The sequence below is a fragment of the Pseudomonas sp. NY15356 genome (assembly GCF_048068175.1).
Lineage (GTDB): Bacteria > Pseudomonadota > Gammaproteobacteria > Pseudomonadales > Pseudomonadaceae > Aquipseudomonas > Aquipseudomonas putida_K.
Genome location: NZ_JBLUPW010000004.1, coordinates 181059 through 201539, shown reverse-complemented (window position 1 = coordinate 201539; position 20481 = coordinate 181059). Strand labels below are relative to the sequence as shown.

15 protein-coding genes are annotated in these 20481 nt (G+C 64.6%); 5 read left to right on the top strand and 10 right to left on the bottom strand.

Annotated elements, in window-relative coordinates:
- Nucleotides 1-15: 15 nt before the first annotated feature.
- The 8 genes from tssH to ACNFCI_RS05895 all read right to left on the bottom strand — a co-directional run bounded on the left by tssH (nucleotide 16) and on the right by ACNFCI_RS05895 (nucleotide 10248).
- The gene (gene tssH / locus ACNFCI_RS05930) at nucleotides 16-2613 is read right to left on the bottom strand and encodes a type VI secretion system ATPase TssH (RefSeq protein ID WP_084857836.1); all 2598 of its coding nucleotides are present in this window, start codon (nucleotides 2611-2613) and stop codon (nucleotides 16-18) included.
- Complete coding sequence (gene tssG / locus ACNFCI_RS05925) at nucleotides 2610-3677, bottom strand: type VI secretion system baseplate subunit TssG (protein WP_084857837.1); 1068 nt, start codon at nucleotides 3675-3677, stop codon at nucleotides 2610-2612. The genes tssH and tssG overlap by 4 nt, the downstream gene beginning before the upstream one ends.
- Nucleotides 3641-5461 (bottom strand): type VI secretion system baseplate subunit TssF, encoded by a 1821-nt coding sequence (gene tssF / locus ACNFCI_RS05920; RefSeq protein ID WP_416767620.1) that lies wholly within the window; start codon nucleotides 5459-5461, stop codon nucleotides 3641-3643. Before tssF ends, tssG begins: the two co-directional genes overlap by 37 nt.
- Nucleotides 5461-5943, bottom strand: coding sequence for a type VI secretion system baseplate subunit TssE (tssE, locus tag ACNFCI_RS05915; RefSeq protein ID WP_084857839.1), 483 nt, complete (start codon nucleotides 5941-5943; stop codon nucleotides 5461-5463). The genes tssF and tssE overlap by 1 nt, the downstream gene beginning before the upstream one ends.
- A 37-nt stretch (nucleotides 5944-5980) precedes the next feature.
- Nucleotides 5981-7483: a type VI secretion system contractile sheath large subunit gene (gene tssC / locus ACNFCI_RS05910; RefSeq protein ID WP_084857840.1), complete on the bottom strand. Its 1503-nt coding sequence runs from the start codon at nucleotides 7481-7483 to the stop codon at nucleotides 5981-5983.
- A 14-nt stretch (nucleotides 7484-7497) separates the two neighbouring features.
- On the bottom strand, nucleotides 7498-8037 hold the full coding sequence (gene tssB / locus ACNFCI_RS05905; protein ID WP_003248358.1) for a type VI secretion system contractile sheath small subunit: 540 nt from the start codon (nucleotides 8035-8037) through the stop codon (nucleotides 7498-7500).
- A gap of 64 nt (nucleotides 8038-8101) precedes the next feature.
- Entirely contained in the window at nucleotides 8102-8851 is a 750-nt protein-coding gene (locus ACNFCI_RS05900; RefSeq protein WP_368828943.1) for a hypothetical protein, read from the bottom strand.
- Nucleotides 8852-9354: 503 nt separating this feature from the next.
- Nucleotides 9355-10248: a LysR substrate-binding domain-containing protein gene (locus ACNFCI_RS05895; RefSeq protein ID WP_368828944.1), complete on the bottom strand. Its 894-nt coding sequence runs from the start codon at nucleotides 10246-10248 to the stop codon at nucleotides 9355-9357.
- Between the two features lie 158 nt (nucleotides 10249-10406).
- Here ACNFCI_RS05895 and ACNFCI_RS05890 point away from each other — a divergent pair, with 158 nt between their 5' ends.
- The 5 genes from ACNFCI_RS05890 to ACNFCI_RS05870 all read left to right on the top strand — a co-directional run bounded on the left by ACNFCI_RS05890 (nucleotide 10407) and on the right by ACNFCI_RS05870 (nucleotide 15882).
- A complete protein-coding gene (locus ACNFCI_RS05890; RefSeq protein WP_224455753.1) occupies nucleotides 10407-10892 on the top strand; it encodes an L-2-amino-thiazoline-4-carboxylic acid hydrolase in 486 nt (161 codons plus the stop codon).
- Complete coding sequence (locus tag ACNFCI_RS05885; protein ID WP_368828945.1) at nucleotides 10889-12133, top strand: Zn-dependent hydrolase; 1245 nt, start codon at nucleotides 10889-10891, stop codon at nucleotides 12131-12133. The genes ACNFCI_RS05890 and ACNFCI_RS05885 overlap by 4 nt, the downstream gene beginning before the upstream one ends.
- A gap of 313 nt (nucleotides 12134-12446) precedes the next feature.
- Complete coding sequence (locus ACNFCI_RS05880; RefSeq protein ID WP_084857845.1) at nucleotides 12447-13550, top strand: polyamine ABC transporter substrate-binding protein; 1104 nt, start codon at nucleotides 12447-12449, stop codon at nucleotides 13548-13550.
- A 38-nt stretch (nucleotides 13551-13588) separates the two neighbouring features.
- Nucleotides 13589-15007: an aminotransferase gene (locus tag ACNFCI_RS05875; protein WP_368828946.1), complete on the top strand. Its 1419-nt coding sequence runs from the start codon at nucleotides 13589-13591 to the stop codon at nucleotides 15005-15007.
- 53 nt (nucleotides 15008-15060) lie between these two features.
- Nucleotides 15061-15882: a LuxR C-terminal-related transcriptional regulator gene (locus ACNFCI_RS05870; protein WP_368828947.1), complete on the top strand. Its 822-nt coding sequence runs from the start codon at nucleotides 15061-15063 to the stop codon at nucleotides 15880-15882.
- A 76-nt stretch (nucleotides 15883-15958) separates the two neighbouring features.
- Here the strand turns inward: ACNFCI_RS05870 and ACNFCI_RS05865 are convergent, their stop codons facing one another.
- Both ACNFCI_RS05865 and ACNFCI_RS05860 read right to left on the bottom strand, forming a co-directional pair.
- Nucleotides 15959-16939, bottom strand: a complete 981-nt coding sequence (locus ACNFCI_RS05865; protein ID WP_368828948.1) for an SCO family protein — start codon at nucleotides 16937-16939, stop codon at nucleotides 15959-15961.
- 18 nt (nucleotides 16940-16957) lie between these two features.
- On the bottom strand, nucleotides 16958-20368 hold the full coding sequence (locus tag ACNFCI_RS05860; protein ID WP_368828949.1) for an Ig-like domain-containing protein: 3411 nt from the start codon (nucleotides 20366-20368) through the stop codon (nucleotides 16958-16960).
- Nucleotides 20369-20481 lie beyond the last annotated feature (113 nt).

The window sequence follows — 20481 nt, the reverse complement described above, 5'->3', positions numbered from 1 at the left end:
ACCTCCGGGTACTGGTCAGGCCAGGCGATAGGCGAAGTCGCCATCGCTGCCCAGCTCGATCACAAGGCGTTCGATCGGCATGTCCTGGGCCATGCGCTCGAGCACATGCTGGGCGAGCTCGGGCATCAAGGTCTGGGACAGGATGTTGTCGATGTTGCGCGCACCGCTGTCGACCTCGGTGCAGCGCGCGGCGATGGCCTTGACCAGCGCCTGGTCGTAGGCGAGCTCTGCCTGGTGGTTGCGGGCGAAGCGCTTGGCGATGCGGTCGAGCTTGAGGGCGACGATGCGCTCTAGCACCTGGTCCTGCACCGGGTAGAACGGCACGATGCTCAGGCGGCCGAGGAACGCCGGCTTGAACACACGGTTGAGTTCGGCACGCAGGTCTTCGACGATGGCCTCGGGCGTTGGCAGTTGCTCGGCGTTCAGGCAGGTCTGCATGATCCGCTCGGTGCCGGTGTTGGAGGTGAGGATGATCACCGTGTTGCGGAAGTTGATCTCGCGGCCTTCGCCGTCGTCGAGCACGCCTTTGTCGAACACCTGGAAGAACAGTTCGAGCACGTCGGGGTGGGCTTTTTCCACCTCGTCGAGCAGCACCACGCTGTAGGGCTTGCGGCGTACGGCCTCGGTCAGCACACCGCCTTCGCCGTAGCCGACGTAGCCGGGTGGCGAGCCCTTGAGGCTCGACACGGTGTGGGCCTCCTGGTACTCGGACATGTTGATGGTGATCAGGTTGCGCTCGCCGCCGTACAGGGTGTCGGCCAGGGCCAGCGCGGTTTCGGTCTTGCCGACGCCGCTCGGGCCGAGCAGCAGGAACACGCCGATGGGCTTGTTCGGGTCTTCCATGCGCGCCCGGGAGATCTTGATGCGCTTGCCGATCTCGTGCAGGGCATGGTCCTGGCCCAATACGCGCTCGCCGAGCAATGCCGGCAGGCGTTGCACGGTGTCGATTTCGTCACGCAGCATCTTGCCCAGCGGGATCCCGGTCCAGCCGCTGATCACCTGGGCGATGGCACCGGCATCGACCAGTGCGTGCACCAGCGGCTGGTCGCCTTGCACCCGGCCCAGCTCGGCGCGCAGGGCGTTGAGCTGTTGGGCGTCGGCTTCATTGGCGGCATCCAGGGCCTTGAGCTGTTCGACCAGCGCCAGCTCCTGCTGCCATTGCTCGTTGAGCTGCTGTTCGTGCTGCTGCTCTGCTTGCAGGGCGGCCTGCAGCTCGGCCAAGCGGCGGGCATGGTCGTGCCCCTTGGCGGCCTCGTGGTCGAGCACGGCGATCTCGGCCTGCAGGTTGTCGATGTGCCGGCGGCAGTCCTCCAGCGCGCCGGGCTGCGACGACTGCGCCAGGGCGATGCGGGCACAGGCGGTGTCCAGCACGCTGACGGCCTTGTCGGGCAGCTGGCGGCCGGTGATGTAGCGGTTGGACAGGCGCACGGCCTGTACCAGCGCCTCGTCCATGACCGCGACCTTGTGGTGTTCGCGCATCTTGCCGAGCAGGCCGCGCAGCATGTGGATGGCCTTGTCCTCGTCGGGCTCTTCGACCTTGACCACCTGGAAGCGGCGGGCGAGGGCGGCGTCCTTCTCGAAGTACTTCTTGTATTCGGCCCAGGTGGTGGCGGCGATGGTGCGCAGCTCGCCACGGGCCAGGGCCGGCTTGAGCAGGTTGGCGGCGTCGTTCTGCCCGGCCTGGCCACCGGAGCCGATCAGGGTGTGGGCTTCATCGATGAACAGGATGATCGGGTGCAGGCTGCGTTTGACCTCTTCGATCACCGCCTTGAGGCGGTTCTCGAATTCGCCCTTGACCCCGGCACCGGCCTGCAGCAGGCCCAGGTCGAGGGTGTGCAGGGCCACGTCCTTGAGCACGGCGGGCACGTCGCCCTGGGCGATGCGCAGGGCCAGGCCTTCGACCACGGCGGTCTTGCCGACCCCGGCCTCGCCGGTGAGGATCGGGTTGTTCTGGCGACGACGGGTGAGGATGTCGACCATCTGCCGCACTTCGAACTCGCGGCCCAGCACCGGGTCGATGCGGCCTTCGCGGGCGCTCTGGGTCAGGTTGACGGTGTACTGGTCCAGGGCTGGGGTCTTGCCGCCGGCCTTGCCTGCAGGGGCGACCGGTGCCGCGGGGCTGGCCAGGGGGCTGGCGAGCTTAGACTCGGCGCTGGCTTCGACCAGGGCGGTGAAGTTCAGGCGCAGGTCGTCGACATTGACCTTCTCGAGCTCCGGCGCCGAGGCGATGACCACGCGGCGCAGCTCGGCGTCGTCGAGCAGGGCCAGCAGCAGGTGGCCACTGCGCACCTGGCCGACACCGTACTCGATCGACGCCAGCACCCAGGCCTGCTCGATCAGGCGGGTAATGTGCGGCGACAGCGCCGGTGTGCGGGTATTGCCTTTCTTGAAGGTACCCAGGGCGGTGACCAGTTGCGCCTGCAGGCGTTCGGCGACCACCTCGTAGTGGCGCAGCACCTGCGGCAGGTCGCTGTCGGTATTGTCGAGCAGTTGCAGCAACAGGTGCTCGACCTCGACATCGTAGTGCTGCTCCGACAGGCACAGGGCCGCCGCGCTTTCAGTGGCCGTGCGGCTGGTTTCGTTGAGCTTGGCGAACAGAGACTTCAGGTTCACAAGGCGACCCCATCGTAAGGAATGTGGAAGACGGCGCAACGGGAAGGCTCCGCGTCACGACCAGGGCGTTTGAGCCAGCCCAGCCAGCCCAGGGCGACATTGCCGTTGCGGCCCAGCTGGGCGCAGGGCACGGCCTCGCGCTTGAGGCGCGGGGCGATTTCGAAATCGAGTTCGGCACCGATGTAGAAGCGCACCAGCTCGACCAGCTTGCGGTAGTCGTCGGTACCGGGCTGGAAGCGCTGGTAGTCGGCCAATGCCAGAGGGCCCAGCTCGATGCGGATGCACGACTGGTAATCCCATACCCGGTTGCCGGCCACGGCGCTGTGGCCCAGCTGCGCGTTCTTGCGGCCAAGCTGGGTGCACTGCTGCGGTTGCAGCTTCAGCCAGCGCCCGGCGAACTGCTTGACCTTGATCGGCAGCGAGAAATAGAAGCCCAGCATCACCTCCAGGTTGAGGGCGTTGCGTGGCTTCTGGCTGAGCATCCCGGAGAAGTAGCTGAACAGCTCGCGGCGCAGCGCCTGCGGCTGTTCGAACTTCAGCTGCTGGGCGCGTGGGCCCAGGCCCACCAGGTTGAGCAGGTAGCCGTCGAAGCTCGAGGTGCCGTTGCGCTCGTGCTCGATATGGAACTTGTACTTCTGCCACGCCTCGTAGAACAGCGTGGTCATGCGGTGCGAGAAGATGTCCAGGAACGCGTGGGCGGCATCGTCGCGGTATTGCACGTGGCGTTCGAGCAGCAGCTCGGTATAGGGCCGCGGCAGCACGCCCGATGGCCCGACCAGGCCCATGAAGGTGACCTGCACCTCCGACAGCGGCAGCCCGGCCGGCGACACCTTGCCCTCGCGCTCGAAGTGCAGGTCGCTGACCTCGCTGGCCGGGAACGCCAGGGACAGCTGGGTGCGAAAGCGCAGCGGGTCTTCGTGCGGCCGGGTCGCCAGGTCCATACGCCCGGAGCGGCTGTAGTGCAGGCGAAGCAGGCGCACCAATTGGAAGAATTCGAATCGGTGCGGCTCGGCTCGGGCCTGATCGATCAGACCAGGGGCTGATCGCCAGTACGTGCTGGCCATTGGACGACTCTCTTTTCTCGTTGTTGGGTGCGCAGGGTCAGTTGGGTGAAGCTGTTCATCGAGCAGTACTGGCCGAAGAAGTGGTCCAGCACCATGCCGAACAGGAACACGCCACTGCCGGTGAACTGGCTTTCGTCGAAGGTCAGGGTGATGCCCACGCCGCGCACGAAGTTCGGCCGCGGGTGGCCGATGCGCGCGACCACCGGTTCGCTGCTGATGGCCTTGATGCCGTTGAGCTGTTTGCGGATCGCCGAGACGTTGCGGTAGTTGTACAGCGACAGCAGTTCGAGCAGCACTTCGCGGCCCTGGCTCACCAGCGACAGGTGGTTGAGCGACAGGTGCGCGATCAGCCGCCAGATCAGGCCCTTGCCCAGCGGTACGCGCACCGTGGCGGTGGGCTTGCGCAAGCAGCGGATGTCCTTGATCACCGAGTTGGCCGGGATGTTGAAGTCGCCACGCTCGCCACCGAAGGGCAGCATCAGGGGCACATCGCGGTTGCTGCAGGTGAGGTTGATGCTCAGGGTGTCGGCGTTGCCGTCGATCAGTTCCAGGTCGCGGTCGACCACACGGATGCTCATGGCGGTGGCATCGCCCTGGTTGCGCCGGCGGGCGATCCAGAAGCTGGTATGCGGGTCCTGCTCGCCACGTGGCTCGAAGAACGGCTGGCAGGTGCCGACCTGGTCGATGCCGCCCAGCTTGCGCACACGCCGCACGCGGTCGATCGACACCACCTCGGCTGCGTTGTGCAGGCGGATGTCGGGCGTGACCGGGTATTCGTGCTGGGTATGGGTCAGCTTGATCGGCTCGGCCTGCTGGCGGAACAGGTTGATGATCGGCGTGCAGTTGAGCTTGAAGTTGTTGCGCCCGATGTTCTGGGTCAGCCGCGCCAGGCGATCGCTGAGGTCGTAGTCGGAAAAGTAGAAGTTGATCTCGACCTGCTCGATGGCCTTGCCCTGCAGGATGCGGGCGAAGCCGCTGAGGTCGAAGAACATGAACTTGTCGGGGAAGATGAAGTACTCGTGCAGCAGGCGGTAGCCCAGGAACGAGCGCTCGGAGTAGTCCACCAGGCCTTCGTCGCGGGCATAGCCGACGGCTTTGAGGGCGTTGGCCGGCAGCGCGACCTCACGGGTACGGCCTCCGTCCTGGAAGCTCAGGGTGGCCTTGGCCAGGTTGTTGAACAGCAGCTCGTACAGCTGCAGCATCAGCGTGGCTTCGCCATCGAGGAAGAAGCGCAGGCGCTCCAGCTCCATCTGGCCGAACAGCACATCGCCGGTCGCCTCCAGGCGGATGCGCAGGCGTGCCACCAAGTCGGCGCTGTGGCCGTTGAAGGCCGAGCGTTCCATTTCGGCGAACGAGGCGTGCTGCACGGCGATGGGCCAGAGTTCCACCGGGTAGCAGGTGCGGAACTTGCAGACCACGCCGTCGATGGCATTGGCGTGCATCTCGGTGTGGCGTGCCACGTGATAGGCCTCGGTGACCTTCTCGTGCTTGCCCAGGGTCAGCTCGGCGATCGACATCGACGGGGTAGGGCGCAGGTAGTGCGGGTACAGCACCTCGAGGAAGGACTCGACGATTTCCGGGAACTCGTCATCGAGCTTCTTGTGCACCCGTGCAGACAGGAACGAGAACGCCTCGATCAGGCGCTCGGTGTGCGGGTCCTCGCAGTTGTCGCCCTCGATCAGCAGCCGTGAGGCGATTTTCGGGTACTGCGCGGCGAACTCCTGGCCGAGGAAGCGCAGGTGCGACAGTTCCTTTTCGTAGTAGGGCAGCAGTTCGTCGAGCATCAGTTGAGGTTCTGCACTTTGTATTCCTGGGTGTTGACCTGCAGCACGGCGTCGAACGACACCTGGCGGCTGATGTCCTGCAGACGCAGCACGGCGTCCACGCGGAAGGTCAACATGCGGTGCCCGTTCTGCTGGGCCAACAGCTGTACGCGAACCCGGCGGAAACGCCGGTCGCCGGTGCTGATCGCCCGCTCCAGCTGTTGCTGGATGAGCCGGCGATCCTGCGGGTCGAGCACGCTGCGGCTGATGAAGTCGGGCATGCCATATTCGAGAATGGTGCCGCCGAGCTGGCTGAAGCCTTCGAGCTCCTCGGCGACCAGGGATTGGCGAGTGTTCACCAGCACTTCCAGGTCGCGCACGATGCTCGCCTTGTACTCGGCCAGCGAACAGGTGCGCTGCGTGGCCGGCTCGGCCGACTGGTACGGACGGTCGTCCAGCAGTCGGTCGAGCAGCGAGGGCAGCAGGCGGGCCTGGTTACTCATGTGTCAATCCCTGTACACATTCCGTTCACATGGGCCGTCAGCCGCGGGCGCCTTGCGGCAGCTCCGCGACCAGGCGCAGCGAGGCGGTCAGTTCGTCGAGCTGGTAGTGCGGGCGCAGGTAGGTCACGGCCTTGTACACACCCGGTTTGCCTGGCACCTCGAACACCTCGGCGCGGGCTTCGCGCAGCGGGAACTTGGCCTTGGCTTCCTGGCTGGCGGTGTCGTCGAGCAATACGTAGCTGGCCAGCCACTGGTTGAGGAAGCGCTCCACATCCATGCGCGAGGCGAAGCTGCCGATCTTGTCGCGCATGATCGCCTTCATGTAGTGGGCGATGCGCGACGTGGCGAAGATGTACTGCAGTTGCGCCGACAGGCGTGCGTTGGCGTTGGCGATGTCGGTGTTGTACTGCTTCTGCTTCTGCGCCGACTGGGTGCCGAAGAACGCGGCGTAGTCGGTGCCCTTGCAGTGCACCAGGGGGATGAAGCCCAGGTCCGAGAGCTCTTTTTCACGACGGTCGGTGATGGCGATCTCGGTGGGGCACTTGAGGGCGATTTCGCCGTCGTCGGTCTTGAAGGTGTGGGTGGGCAGGCCTTCGACCAGGCCACCGCCTTCGACGCCACGGATGGCCACGCACCAGCCGTAGCGGGCGAAGGCATCGGTGACGCGGGTGCCGAGGGCGTAGGCGGCGTTCATCCACAGGTACTTGTTGTGGTCGCGGCCGTCGACGCTTTCGACGAAGTTGAACTCCTCGACCGGGGTGGTATCCGGGCCGTAGGGCAGGCGGCCGAGCACATGTGGCAGGGTCAGGCCGACGTAGCGCGAATCTTCAGAGGCGCGGAACGACTTCCATTTGGCGTACTCGACGGTGTCGAAGATCTTCGCCAGGTCGCGCGGGCCAGACATTTCGGTGAACGAGTCCCAGCCGAACAGCTCGGGCGAGGCGGCTGAAATGAACGGCGCGTGGGCCGCGGCGGCGACGTGCGAGATTTCCTCGAGCAGGTACATGTCCTCGGGGTTGCGATTGAACTCGTAATCGCCGATCAACATGCCGAACGGGGCGCCGCCGAAGGTGCCGTACTCTTCTTCGTAGACCTTCTTGAACAGTGCGCTCTGGTCGAATTCGCTGGCGGCCTTGAGGTCGCGCACCAGGTCCTTCTTCGAGGCGTTGAGCAGGTGGATCTTCAGCGTGGTGCTGGTCTCGGTCTGGTCGACCTGGTACTTCAGGCCGCGCCAGGAGGCTTCCAGCTGCTGGAACTCACGGGCGTGCATGATCTCGTTCATCTGCTCGGAGAGCATCGCGTCGATCTCGGCGATGCGGGCGTCGAGCACGGCGATCAGGTCCTTGCTCGGGGTCATTTCGCCCTCGAGTACCTGGCTCACCAGTTCACCGATCAGGTCGCGGGTGCGGCTGCGCTCGGTCTCGGAGCGGGCCACGCGGCTTTGCGAGATGATGCTGTCGAGCAGCGAGGACTGCGGCGCGAAGGATTCCACTTCCACCAGGTCGGCAGCCTGTTGCGGCATGGTTTGCTTGTCGGTCATGTTCAGGCTCCTGCTCAGGCGCGGTCGTCGCTGGATGGATCTTTCACTTCGGCTTCACGGCCGAATTCCTTGCCCAGGGTCTTGAGCTTCTCGGTGTTCTGCAGCACGTCCATGAGCAGCTCTTCGAGCTTGTCGTTGCCGCCCATCTTGTTGCGCAGGTCGGCCAGCTTGTTGCGCACTTCGAGCAGCTTGCGCAGCGGCTCGACCTGCTTGACCACGTTCTGCGGCTCGAAGTCCTCGAGGCTGTTGAAGTTCAGCTCGACGCCCAGCTGGGTGCCGTTCTTGGCCAGGGTATTGTCGACGCGGTAGGTCAGGCGCGGCTTGATGCCCTTGAGCACGCCGTTGAAGTTGTCGCGGTCGATGTAGACGAACTTGCGGTCCTTGAGCTTGGGCAGTGGCTCCAGCGGGTTGCCGGAGAAATCGCCCAGCACGCCGACGACAAAGGGCAGTTCCTTTTTCTCGATTGCATCGCCGATGTCCACGTCGTAGGTGATGTGGACCCGAGGCGCGCGAACGCGGTCGAGTTTGTGCTGGGTGCTTTCCTTCTTCGCCATCGTGATCTCCAGTGCGAGCAATTCGCTGCGAATCATTGCGCGGCCCGTTGCCGGGCGCTGCGCGTTACAGTCCTTCGATCGTCAGCAACAGGCGCTGACGGATTTCGTCGTTCATTTCCAGTATGTTGTCGCGCCCCACCAGCTCTTCGAAGCTGGTGTTGCCGGCAATTTGCGTGCTGCTACGGATGACCGAATCGTCGGGAAGTTCCGAACGTACCGGTGAGCTGATGATGCAGAAGGGCAGGTCGCCGAAGCCTTTGAGGCGTTCGAAGCCAAGGGCGAAGCGCAGGCCTTCGAACAGGCGGCCGAGCCCTGGCGATTTGCTCAAGCAGTAGAACAGCACCAGGTAGTGCACCACGAAGCGGTACAGCTCGGCGCTGCTGCGGTCGGGGTCCTTGATGACGGTGCGAAAACGTGCCAGGTCGAAACCCTGGTAGCCGACGACCCAGCGCACGGGGCTGGTGATGCGAATGACCTGGCCGCCCGGGGCGAGGGCCTTGTCGTACTCCAGCGGGAAGAGTTCGGGGGTGGTGCTGATCAGGTTGAGCGGTACGTCCAGCTCGCTGACCAGTTGGAACGGGGCGGCCGAACCGATGCGCTCGTAGAGTCCGATGAGCGACTGGAAGTGGCCTTGGGTTTCGCGGCCACTGCTGCGTTGCGCACCTTGCAGGTACTCACCGAAGAAGGCCTGGGGACGGATCAGCGGAGCGAGGCTCGCGAGATAGTCCGACGCCTGCGCCTTGAGCGCATCGGAAATCGCACGGGTCTGGCTGCGTAGCTTGATCAGTGCTTCAACATCGAACGTCTGTGTCATTCGGGTGCATCGTCCTTGAGCCTTCGTGTTCGTCCCACGACGCCTTGGGAGGCGTGGACCTGAAGGGCATTTCGTTCTCGTTCGCCGCGCAGAAAAACGTGTGGCGAACCCTGGATCAACCGTGCTGGCAAAAAAATATCGAGGTGCCAGTAATGCCCTCTAGGGCAGCTCCTTTGGGAAGAAGTTCCAGTTAGGAAACGGATTTTTTCCCGGTTTTGTGACGCACTGCAATGATGTCTAAGTGATATCAAATGCCCGGATCAGAGCTGCTAAATGGCCTGCAGGCCAGGAATTTAAAGGGGTTTGTCGTTGCTGGTTGGATCCAATGGGCTGTTCAATGTTTTTTTTCAAAAAGTGAACCAGGTCGCCCTTTGGTCGCCTGGTTTTCGCTCAAAAGGGGATGAGGGAGGGGTGGCCAATGATGGCAACCTGAGCGTCGGCTGGTGATTTTTTGCACAAATTCAAGCTCAATTTCAAAGGGTTGCGCAGTCCTGGCGACCCGTTCAGGCAAAGCACGCGCGAATCCATTCGTACAGGCTCGCGCCCTCTCGAGACAGCTCACCGTCCACGCGTCGGCACAGGTAGTAGCCACGACCGTCATCCAGCGCATGCTCGAACAGCTTGACCAATGCGCGGCTGTCCCGCTGCGCCGCCACCAGGGGTTCGCGCAGCAGGGCGCAGCCCAGCCCACGCAAGGCTGCGGTAAGTGCCAGCTGGCCGTCCTCGAACAGCAAGCCCTGCAACGGGGCTGGGTGGCGTATGCCGGCGCTGTGCAGCCACTGGGGCCAGGTACTGCGGTCTTCGTCATGCAACAGGGGCATGCGCGCCAGCGCCAGGGGCGGGTCGAGCGGGCCGAAGCGGGCGAGCAGAGAGGGGCTGCACCAGGCGGTCACGGCGCCGCTGATCAGCGGCTGGCTGTGGTAGCCGGCCCAATGCCCGGTGCCGAAGCGGATGGAGATGTCGGCGGCGTCGCTGGGGTAGCTGCGGTGGTTGGCGTAGGTGACGTTGACGTCCACACCGGGATTGGCGGCCAGGAACTCGCCCAACCGCGGGATGAACAGGTTCAGGCCGAACAGGGGGATCAGGCTGACGGTTACCTGGCGCGTGGCATTCTGCTCCCGTGCATGCTCGGTGGCGCTGCGTAGCACCGCGAAGGCCGAGCGGATGGCGCGGTAGTACTCGCGGCCCTGCTCGGTGAGGATCAGGTTGCGGCCCTGGCGCAGGGTCAGCGGCAGGCCGAGGAAGTCCTCCAGCAGGCGCAACTGATGGCTGATGGCGGAGGCCGAGACGTTCAGTTCCCTGGCGGCTGCGTTGACACCGCCATGCCGGGCAAACGCTTCGAACGTACGCACGGCGCGCAAGGGCGGATCGGTGTCAAATTGTTCGATTAAATTCATGTGTTGAGATTAATTGGTGAATTTTGCCTAGAAAAACCCAAATATGGTGGGCTTTCAAGGGTTATTTGTCGGTATTCATTCATTCAAGTTGATTAAATCAGAATGGTTGCCTTACCGTGCAGACACAACAGAACCGCTGCCTGAGAGGTCATCCCGACATGAGTGCAATCGACGGAGAACTGGGCATTCTTGCCCGCCGGCGCATCGAAGCCGAGATCATCAAACCCATCTACGAAATCCTCGTGCGCGACTATGGCAAGCAGAAGGCCCAGGCGGTGATCGGCGAGGCGGTGTCCGGGGCGGCGGTCGCTGCCGGGCGTCATTTCGCCTCGCGCGAGCCGGAGGGCCCGAGCCTGGCGGGCTTCGTGGCACTCCAAGCCTTGTGGGAGAAGGACGATGCGCTGGAGGTGGAGGTGATCGCCAGCGATGCCACCCGCTACGACTATGACGTGCACCGCTGCCGGTATGCAGAGATGTACCAGGCGATGGGGTTGGGCGAAATCGGCCATCTGCTCTCGTGCAATCGCGACGAAGTGTTCATCGTCGGCTACGACCCGAGCGTGAGCCTGACGCGTACCCAGACCATCATGGGGGGTGCGCCGTGCTGCGACTTCCGTTATCGCCTCAAGGAGCAGCAGCCATGAGCGGCGTGCCAAGGGTCGATGGCGCGCGCTTTTGGGATTCACTCATGGAAATGGCGCGCATCGGCGCCACGCCAGCCGGCGGGGTGACGCGCCTGGCCTTGACCGAGGAGGACCGCCAGGGGCGCGACCTGTTCGTGCGCTGGGCGCAACAGGCAGGGTGCACCGTGCGCGTGGATGCCATGGGCAATATCTTTGCCCGTAGGGCTGGCGCCCGGGACGACCTGGCGCCGGTCATCACCGGTTCCCACGGCGACTCGCAACCTGCGGGCGGGAAGTTCGACGGTATCTATGGCGTGCTCGCCGGCATCGAAGTGGTGCGCACCTTGAACGACCTTGGGATCGAGACCGAGCGGCCGATCGAGGTGGTGAACTGGACCAACGAGGAAGGGTCGCGCTTCGCCCCGGCGATGATCGCCTCGGGGGTGTTCGCCGGGGTCTATGACCTGGCGTATGGCCTGTCGCGCATCGATGCCGAGGGCGTCACCCTGGGCCAGGCCCTGCAGCAAATCGGCTATGCCGGCCCGGAGCCGGTGGGCGGTCGGGCTCTTCATGCGGCGTTCGAACTGCACATCGAGCAAGGCCCGATCCTGGAAGCGGCAGGCATCGACATTGGCGTGGTGAGCGGTGCCCAGGGTCAGCGCTGGTATGAGGTCGAACTGACTGGGCGCAGTGCCCATGCCGGTACTACGCCGATGTCGCACCGTCTGGATGCAGGGCTGGGGTTGGCGCGGGTGATCGAGCAAGTGCATGCGCTTGGGGGCGAGCAAGGCGATGACGGCCGGGCCACGGTAGGCTGGGTGAACCTATACCCCAACTCGCGCAACGTGGTCCCTGGGCGGGCGGTGTGCAGCGTGGAGTTCCGCCACCCCAGCGAGGCCGTGCTGGAGGCCCTGGAGGCGCGTTTGTATGCTGGGGTGGCAGGTATCGCCGAGGGCCTTGGGTTGGAGCAGCAGGTGAAGCGGATCTTCCAGTACGCGCCCATCCAGTTCGACCCGGGGTGCGTGGCGGACGTGGCCGAGGCGGCACGCGCCCATGGCTACAGCCAGCGGCCGATGATTTCCGGCGCGGGGCACGATGCCTGCTACCTGAGCAAGGTCGCGCCTACGGCGATGATCTTCGTGCCCTGTGTGGAGGGGTTGAGCCATAACGAGGCCGAGCATATCCATCCGCATTGGGCCGAGGCCGGGGCCAATGTGCTGCTGGGGGCGATGTTGGCGAAGGCGGGTGTGATCACCTCTTGAGCGCTGCGGCTCTTGTGGGAGCGGGCTTGCCCCGCGATTAGGCCGGGCCCGATATCACCGTCGCCTGGCAAGGGCTTCGCCCTTGATCGCGGGACAAGTCGGACCGCCGCACCGCCGCTCCTACAAGGGCAGCATTGGCCGCTTGTTCTCTGCGCGACAGCGCAGCCCGAAGGGCTGGTTAATCTCCCACAAAATACGGTGCCCCAGCCAATTGCCGGGGGCCACCCACACATTCGGGGTATGTTCCAGGCCGCCGAATCTTCCGATAGTAACGCCACCGGCTCATCCCGAGCAGTCACACGATGGAGTTGCTATGGGCAAGGCACTGAAGGTGATTGGCAGTCTGTTGTTGGCATCCTGCGCCAGCGCCACGCAGGCGGTGGAGGCAGATGCGAGCAATACGTTGCGGCTGTACAACTGGACCGACTACATCGGCGAGACCACCCTGGCAGACTTCGAGAAGGCCACTGGCATCAAGGTGATCTATGACACCTTCGATGGTTACGAAACCGTGCAGACCAAGCTGCTGACCGGGCGTTCCGGCTACGACCTGGTCATGCTCAACGCCTCCCTGGTACCGCCGCTGATCCAGGCCGGGGTGTTCCAACCGCTGGACAAAGGTCAGTTGCCGAGCTGGCACAACCTGGACGCCAAGGTGGTCGCGCAGCTGCAAAGCTACGACCCGGGCCTGAAGTACTCGGCACCTTATACCTGGGGCAGTTCGGGTGTGACCTACAACGTCGACAAGATCAAGGCCCGCATGCCCGACGCCCCCATCGGCTCGCTGGCGATGCTGTTCGACCCCAAGGTCGTCTCGCGCTTCGCCGACTGCGGCGTGACGCTGATGGATGCACCCAGCGAGGTGATCCCGCTGGCCCTGCAATACCTGGGCAAGGACCCGCACAGCGCCGCGCCCGCCGACCTGAAGGCGGCCGAAGACCTGCTCATGGGCATTCGCCCCTATGTGAAGAAGTTCGACTCGGTCAACTACCTCACCAGCCTGCCCAACGGCGACACCTGCCTGGCCTTGACCTGGTCGGGCGACTACGCCACCGCCCAGGCCCGCGCCGAGGAGGCGAAGAAGGACATCACGCTGGACTTCTTCATTCCCAAGGAAGGCTCGTTGATCTGGTTCGACAACCTGTACCTGCCCAAGGATGCGCCCCATGCGGCGAACGCACACCGCTTCATCGAGTTCCTGCTGCAGCCACAGACCATGGCCAAGGTGACCAATTACATCCACTACGCCAACAGCAACGCCGCCGCCACGCCCCTGGTGCAGGCGGGCATCCGCGCCAACCCGGCGATCTACCCTGACGACGCCACCCGCAGCCGCCTGTTCGCACAGAAAACCCAGGCGCCCCGGGACATGCGCGCCATCACCCGGGTGTGGAGCACGGTCAAGACCGGCCTGTGAACGATTTCCCTATCATTTTTCCCGCAAGGAGCTGCCCCATGGCCATGCCAAGCCAAGCAGTCGCTTCGACACTCGCCCAGGACCCACTGGTGGAGGCCGACAAGGCCCACTACATGCACGGCTACCACATGTTCGACGAGCACCGTGAGCAGGGCGCGCTGAACATCGTCGCCGGGGAGGGTGCCTACATTCGTGATACCGAGGGCAACCGGTTCCTCGATGCCGTGGGCGGGATGTGGTGCACCAACATCGGCCTGGGCCGCGAGGAGATGGCCCAGGCCATTGCCGACCAGGTGCGCAAGCTGGCGTATTCCAACCCGTTCTCCGACATGGCCAACGACGTGGCCATCCAGCTGTGCCAGAAGCTCGCGCAGCTGGCGCCGGGCGACCTGGACCATGTGTTCCTCACCACCGGCGGCTCTACTGCCGTGGACACCGCCTACCGCCTGATCCAGTACTACCAGAACTGCCGGGGCAAGCCGCACAAGAAGCACATCATCGCCCGCTTCAACGCCTACCACGGCTCGACCACGCTGACCATGTCGATCGGCAACAAGGCGGCCGACCGGGTGCCGGAGTTCGACTACCTGCATCCGTTGATCCACCATGTCTCCAACCCCAACCCGTACCGCGCCCCGGACGACATGGACGAGGCCGAGTTCCTCGATTTCCTGGTGGCCGAGTTCGAGGACAAGATCCTGTCGCTGGGCGCAGACAATGTGGCGGCGTTCTTCGCCGAGCCGATCATGGGCTCGGGCGGCGTGATCATCCCGCCCAAGGGCTATTTCCTGCGCATGTGGCAGCTGTGCCAGACCTACGACATCCTGTTCGTGGCCGACGAAGTGGTGACCTCGTTCGGGCGCCTGGGCACGTTCTTCGCCAGCGAAGAGCTGTTCGGTGTGCAGCCGGACATCATCACCACCGCCAAGGGGCTGACGTCGGCCTATCTGCCACTGGGCGCGTGCATCTTCTCCGAGCGGATCTGGCAGGTGATCGCCGAGCCGGGCAAGGGGCGCTGCTTCACCCATGGCTTCACCTACAGCGGCCACCCGGTGTGCTGCACCGCGGCGCTGAAGAACATCGAGATCATCGAGCGGGAGAACCTGCTGGCGCATGTGAACGATGTGGGCACATATCTGGAGCAGCGCCTTGTCAGCCTGCGCGAGCTGCCGCTGGTGGGCGACGTGCGCTGCATGAAGCTGATGGCGTGCGTCGAGTTCGTCGCCGACAAGGCGAGCAAGGTGCTGTTCGACGATGCGGTGAACATCGGCGAACGCATCCATCGCAAGGCTCAGGCCAAGGGGCTGCTGGTGCGGCCGATCATGCACCTGAACGTGATGTCGCCACCGCTGGTGATCACCCACGCCCAGGTCGACGAGATCGTCCAGACCCTGCGCCACTGTATCCTCGAGACCGCCGAGGAGCTGCGCGCCGAAGGGCTGTACCAGGGGCGATGAGCCACCTGGAGCGGGCTGTGCGCCCCCATGCCCGGCAGGTTAGACTGCCGGGCATGACCCAGCCCTCCCTCGATACTCCCGTCACCCTGAGCTTCGGCGCGCTACAGCAGTGGCATGCCGCCCTGCAGCAGGCGTTCGCCAGCAGCGGAGCCCCGGATGCCCTGGCGCACCTGGCGACGGCCATCGGCCGGCTGGTGTCGGTGGAGTCGATGATGATCAGCCTCGAGTGCCGGGGGCGGGCGCCACGGCTGCTGTATCAGCAAGGCATTCCCGAGTGCCACCGTGATGCGGTGCTCAACCGCTACTTCGCGGCCGGCTACCTGCTCGACCCGTTCTGCCTGGCGGTGGAGAACGGTCTGGCCGAGGGTTTCTACCACCTGGAAGACATCGCCCCGGACAACTTCTTCGACAGCGACTACTACAAGGCTTATTACCTGGGCACTGGCTGTAGCGAAGACAGCTACTTCATCGCCGACATCGCCGAGGACCGCAAGCTGTCCCTGAGCCTGTTCCAGGGCTGCAGTGGCACGCGCCTGAGCGCTGGGCAGGTGGACCTGCTGCGGGCGGTGGAACCGATGGTGCGGGAGTTGCTGGGGCGCTATGCCCGGCATCACCTGCTGGAGGCACCAGGGGCGTCGGAGGCGGGCGGCTTGCAGGCGGCCTTCGACAGTTTTGGTTGCCAGGTGCTCACTGACCGTGAGCGGCAGGTGGCGCACATGATTTTGCGTGGGCATTCGGTGAAGTCCACGGCCATCGAGCTGGGAATTTCGCCGGAGACCGTGCGCATGCATCGCAAGAACCTGTACCTGAAGCTTGGGATCAACTCGCAGTCCGAGTTGTTTGCCCGGTTTATCGATTGGTTGAGACAGGGGTAGGGCACGGGCGAAGGCTTGTGTTGCCTTTGCGGGCCAATCGCCGGCGAGCCGGCTCCCACAAAAAGCGGTGCCGCTTCTACAGGTTGTGGGAGGGCCCTTGTGAGGGCGTCTGCACCCGCTGGGTTTCTTCCTCCAGGTAGGTCAACAGTGCGCTCACCTCGGTGTCGCCCAGGCGCAGGTTGGGCATGGCCAGGCCTTTGTACTGGTCGTACAGCAGCATGGCCAGCGGGTCTTTTTCGGCAAGCATGCGGTCGGGCTCCTTTAGCCAGCGCACCAGCCAGCGAGCATCGCGTTGCCGGGTGACGCCCAGCAGGTCGGGGCCGATCCCGCCCGAGGCGCTGGGCCCGGCGTCGCCAAGGCTGTGGCAGGAGGAACAGCGGGTCCTGAAGATCTGCTCGCCCGTGCTGGGCGTACGAATCTGTGTGGCCTGGGCTACAGCCGTTTCCGGCAGTTTCCAGTTGTGCAGGCTCTTGCCCAGGCGGTCGGCCAGGATGTAGGGGCTTTCGAAGGGCGAGGCCTTCATCCAGCGGCCGGTGGCCTGGTTGCCGATGATCAGGCTCAGGTTGTGGTCCTTGGAGCGGCCATTGTCCAGGCCTTCGATGAACAACCCCAGGCGCCTGCGCAGCAGCTCGATGTCGTCGGGCTCGCCGGTGAGCAGGCGCCAGCCTGGGCCCAAGTTGAATTTCTCGCCATAGCGCTTGAGGGTGGCCGGGGTGTCGTTGTACGGGTCGATGCTGATGGAATAGAAAAAGATGTCCTTGCCCACCCGGTCGCCCAGCAGCTTCTGCACCTGGCGCAGCCGTGCGGTTTCCAGGGGGCAGGCGTCGGAGCAGCCGGTGAAGATGAAGTTGATCGCCACCACCTTGCCCTCGATCAGGTCGTCGAAGAAACGCACGGGGTGGCCGTCCTGGTCGAGCAGGCGGATGTTGGGGAAGTAGTCCCGCCCCCAGGGCGTGGCCTGGGCCACGTCCTGGGTAGCCTGGGGAGGCCAGTAGGGCAGGCAGGCCACCAGCAACAGCAGCAGGTGGGCACGTGTAGGACGCCGGAACCAGCCCATGGTCGTGCTCCTTCGTTGTCAGCGGACACTGATCGGTACGGTGACGCTCTGCCCAAGCGCGGAGCGCGCGGTCACCGTCGCTGGCGATGCCGGGCCGGCACCGGTGGTGGTGACCGACAGCCGCCAGCGCGCGCCGCTGGTGGTCGGGCTCAGGGTCGCCAGGCCCAGGTCCAGCGGCCCGTTGGTGGTCGAAGCCGTCACCCGAATGCTGTTGCCGGTGGCCTGGCTGGTGGTGCCGGCCAAGTCCCAGGTATAGCGGTCGTTGCTGCGCCGCTGCACCGTGGCGCTGCTGACCCTCAGCTCATCGGCGATCACCGGTGGCGTGACCGCGATGCTGACCGTGGCTGGGCTTGCCGACTCGGCGCCCAGGGCATCGCGCGCCTGGTAGGTGAAGCTTGCGGTGAACGGCGCAGTCACCTGCTGTGGCGGTGTGTAGGTGACCTGCGTGCCATCGCTGGCCACGGTGCCCTTGCCTGAGTCCGGTTGGGCCAGGCCCACCACGCTCAAGGGCAGGTTGCGGTCCGGGTCGGTGTCGTTGGCCAGCACGTTCACCACGACCGGGGTGCCGGCCTGGGTGGCTGCGCTGTCGGGCATGGCCACCGGGGGCTGGTTGCTGCTGTTGTCATCGCCGCTGCCGCTGCCGCTACCACTGTTGCTGGTGCGGAAGGTCGGCAGGGCGGCGGAGCTGACGTACTGCACGCCATCCCAGCCTGGCAGTGGTGTGGGCATCATCTGGAACTGGCCGGGATGCTCCAGGTCCCAGCGCAGCAGCATGGAGGAGTCTTCGTGCTGGGTGTTGTGGCAGTGTTCCATGTAGGTGCCGGCGAATTCGCGGAAGCGGATGGCCACCTCGATTTCTTCCGACGAGTCGGCGTCCGGCCCGATGCGATACACGTCCTTGCGTGCCCATTTCTCCCACTCCGGCGGTGCCTTGCCGTCGCGGCTGAGCACCACGCCTTCCTCGAAATGCACATGCACCGGGTGGCTCCAGCCGTTGCCGCCGTTCTTGATCTTCCAGACCTCCAGGGTGCCGTCGCCACTGAAGCCGCCATCGGTCGCTTCGGCGGACAGTTGCGGGGCCGCGCTGATCCGGCGTGGGTCCATGCTGTAGCCGAAACCACCGTCGGTCTTGATGGTCCAGGGCGCGGTGTCGGTGCCGTCGGAGCGGCCAAAGAGAAACTCGCGGTGGCGGGCGTCCTTGAGCTTGGCCTGGTCGCTGGCGCTGTTGCGGTCGATGGTCAGCGGCAGCATCTTCAGGCCTTCGGCCTTGCCGGGCTTGGCCGGTTCGTAGGCCACCGGGTCCATGCTCAGGTCCTGGCCGCTGTAGGGCTGCACCACCAGTTGCAGAAACTTGCCGACAGCGGGGTCGCCGCGGTCCCATTCCGGGCCTTTGCTGGTCTGCTTGATGACGGCCTTGTAGTTCCCCGAGAGCACATCGGCCAGAGGGATCGCCTCGCTGGGGCCCTTGCCGGTCTCGTGTTCCATCAGGTTGACGAAGTACAGCTTGTCGCCGACCTGGATGCCGTGCTTGGCGAAGTTGATGATGATGTCGTAGCGCTCGGCGATGCCTTGCAGGGGCAGTATGCCGTTGTTGTCCTGGCGATTGCCGTCGCCGTTGAGATCCATGGTGCCGTCGAACGGCACTGCGTGTTCCATGAGGTTGCCGTCGTTGGCGATCATGTGGAACGGCACGCGCTGGTACGAGACGTTGGAGCCGGACGGCCCCTTGAATTCGCCGCCGCTGCCCGCGACTTCACGCACCACGGCGAACTTGAAGTACCGCGACACCGAGCCGTTGAGCAGGCGGAAGCGGTAGCTGCGTGCCCGCACCTTCAGGCGTGGCTGGTACTGCCAGTTGACCAGCACCTGGTCACCGAGAAAACCGTCGGTATTGAAGGGGTTGAACCACAGCTGGCCGTTGGCATCCCAGGCCTTGTCGGCGATCACCAGGTTCACGTCATAGTCACGGTTGCCCCAGGGCAGCGCCGAGCCGCTGGGCAGGCGCAGGTTGACGCCGTCCTGCAGGGCTTCGTTGCCGCGATCGAGGGCGCTGTAGTAGTTCATCATCACGGCGTTGCCTTTGTAGACGTTCTGCGCCGTGAAATCGAGCATGTGGTCGTGGAACCAGTGGGTGCTCATGGTTTCGCGCCAGTCGCCACGGATCTTGATGCTGCCGTTCTGGCACGTCTTCAGGCCCGGCGAAGCGTCGTTGACGAACAGGGTTTCGCCCGGCGAGCAAGGGAAGGCGGCGCGTGGGTCTTCGGCGCGGGTGTTGATGGTGTCGTAGCCGGCCAGCTGCACCGGCCAGCGGTAGTCGTAGTACTGGCCGGGGAAGAAATAGGCATTGGCGAAACCGTCGCTTTCGGCTGGCGAGTGGCCATTGTGTTCATGGGTCGAGATGGTGTGCAGGCCGAAGCCGCCGTTGGCCGACGGGTCGATCGGCAGGGCGTTGTAATGGCGCATGAGGATCGGCTGGCCGTAGCGCACCATCAAGAGCTTCGGCGGGAAGGTGCCGTCGAAGGTCCACAGCGACTTGTGGTTCTGTAGCGGCATCTTGGGGTGGAAGCGGGTGTCGATGCCTTTGGTGGTGCCCAGCGTGGTGGGGATGTCCGAGGTCTGGTAGTACAGCCCGCCTGGGGCGAACTCGCCTTGGGCGTAGTTGTGCAGTTGCCGACGATCGCGCAGGCCCTGGTTGATGCGCGCACCGGCCTGGGCGGTCTTGAATGCGGCCTGGGGGTAGAACTCGTTCCAGCGCTGGTGCGACCAGCCTTTTCCTGGCGGGCGGCCTTCGGCGGGCGAGCCGACCGGGTGCCGATTGAGGAAGTCTTCGATCTGCGCCTTCCACGGGTTGCGATCGAGCACGTTGGCGTACTGGGTGGGGAAGGGGTGCAGCCCTGGTTGCTTGAGGAAGGCTTCCAGGGCATTGCCGTCCGGGCCGCTGCGGGCGACGTTGTTCGGGTCCTGGGCGGGCGCCGGCCCTTTGGTCGGCAAGGGGAAGCCCAGCTCGGGCGGGGGCGCGGTGGGGTCGAGCTTCTCGGTGCCGAATTCTTCGAAGAGCAACAGTTGCTGGGTGAACGGCTCGGCGCCGAACAACGGGCTGGGCTTACCGTTGGTGGGGTATTGGCTGGAGGTTTGCTGCAGTGGCGGCAGCACGTTCTCGGTGGTGGGCGTGGAGCGGTCACCGAACACGCCGTCGGTGAGCTCCAGCGCGCCTTCGTTGGCCTCCGGTTCGCTGTTGATGTCATCGAGCGCCTTGGCCGGGTCGTCTGGCGGATCGTAGTAGGCCGAGGGGTCGGTTGGCGGGGGCTGGCTGGTGTCGTCGAGGGGGGAGGCTATGGCCGTGATCAGTCCCAGACTGAACAGCATCGCCGTGACCGACGATAACCGGAAAACATGCATGGATGAACGCACTGCCGGATGTCTTTTCATCGCTTTCGCCTCGGGTCGTACAGCATGGCCATGGTCACATCGAGGTGGCCATTTGCCTTGTTGCTGAGGCAGAAGCAATGAGTGCGCCAGGTATTTGTAAGCATTTATTTCAG

Bases quoted from the DNA above. Each gene is read 5' to 3' on its own strand.
- ACNFCI_RS05900 (WP_368828943.1), bottom strand. From the start codon at position 8,851: ATGACACAGACGTTCGATGTTGAAGCACTGATCAAGCTACGCAGCCAG.
- tssG (WP_084857837.1), bottom strand. From the start codon at position 3,677: ATGGCCAGCACGTACTGGCGATCAGCCCCTGGTCTGATCGATCAGGCC.
- tssE (WP_084857839.1), bottom strand. From the start codon at position 5,943: ATGAGTAACCAGGCCCGCCTGCTGCCCTCGCTGCTCGACCGACTGCTG.
- ACNFCI_RS05895 (WP_368828944.1), bottom strand. From the start codon at position 10,248: ATGAATTTAATCGAACAATTTGACACCGATCCGCCCTTGCGCGCCGTG.
- ACNFCI_RS05880 (WP_084857845.1), top strand. From the start codon at position 12,447: ATGGGCAAGGCACTGAAGGTGATTGGCAGTCTGTTGTTGGCATCCTGC.
- ACNFCI_RS05865 (WP_368828948.1), bottom strand. From the start codon at position 16,939: ATGGGCTGGTTCCGGCGTCCTACACGTGCCCACCTGCTGCTGTTGCTG.
- ACNFCI_RS05875 (WP_368828946.1), top strand. From the start codon at position 13,589: ATGGCCATGCCAAGCCAAGCAGTCGCTTCGACACTCGCCCAGGACCCA.
- tssB (WP_003248358.1), bottom strand. From the start codon at position 8,037: ATGGCGAAGAAGGAAAGCACCCAGCACAAACTCGACCGCGTTCGCGCG.
- ACNFCI_RS05870 (WP_368828947.1), top strand. From the start codon at position 15,061: ATGACCCAGCCCTCCCTCGATACTCCCGTCACCCTGAGCTTCGGCGCG.
- ACNFCI_RS05890 (WP_224455753.1), top strand. From the start codon at position 10,407: ATGAGTGCAATCGACGGAGAACTGGGCATTCTTGCCCGCCGGCGCATC.
- ACNFCI_RS05860 (WP_368828949.1), bottom strand. From the start codon at position 20,368: ATGAAAAGACATCCGGCAGTGCGTTCATCCATGCATGTTTTCCGGTTA.
- ACNFCI_RS05885 (WP_368828945.1), top strand. From the start codon at position 10,889: ATGAGCGGCGTGCCAAGGGTCGATGGCGCGCGCTTTTGGGATTCACTC.
- tssF (WP_416767620.1), bottom strand. From the start codon at position 5,461: ATGCTCGACGAACTGCTGCCCTACTACGAAAAGGAACTGTCGCACCTG.
- tssC (WP_084857840.1), bottom strand. From the start codon at position 7,483: ATGACCGACAAGCAAACCATGCCGCAACAGGCTGCCGACCTGGTGGAA.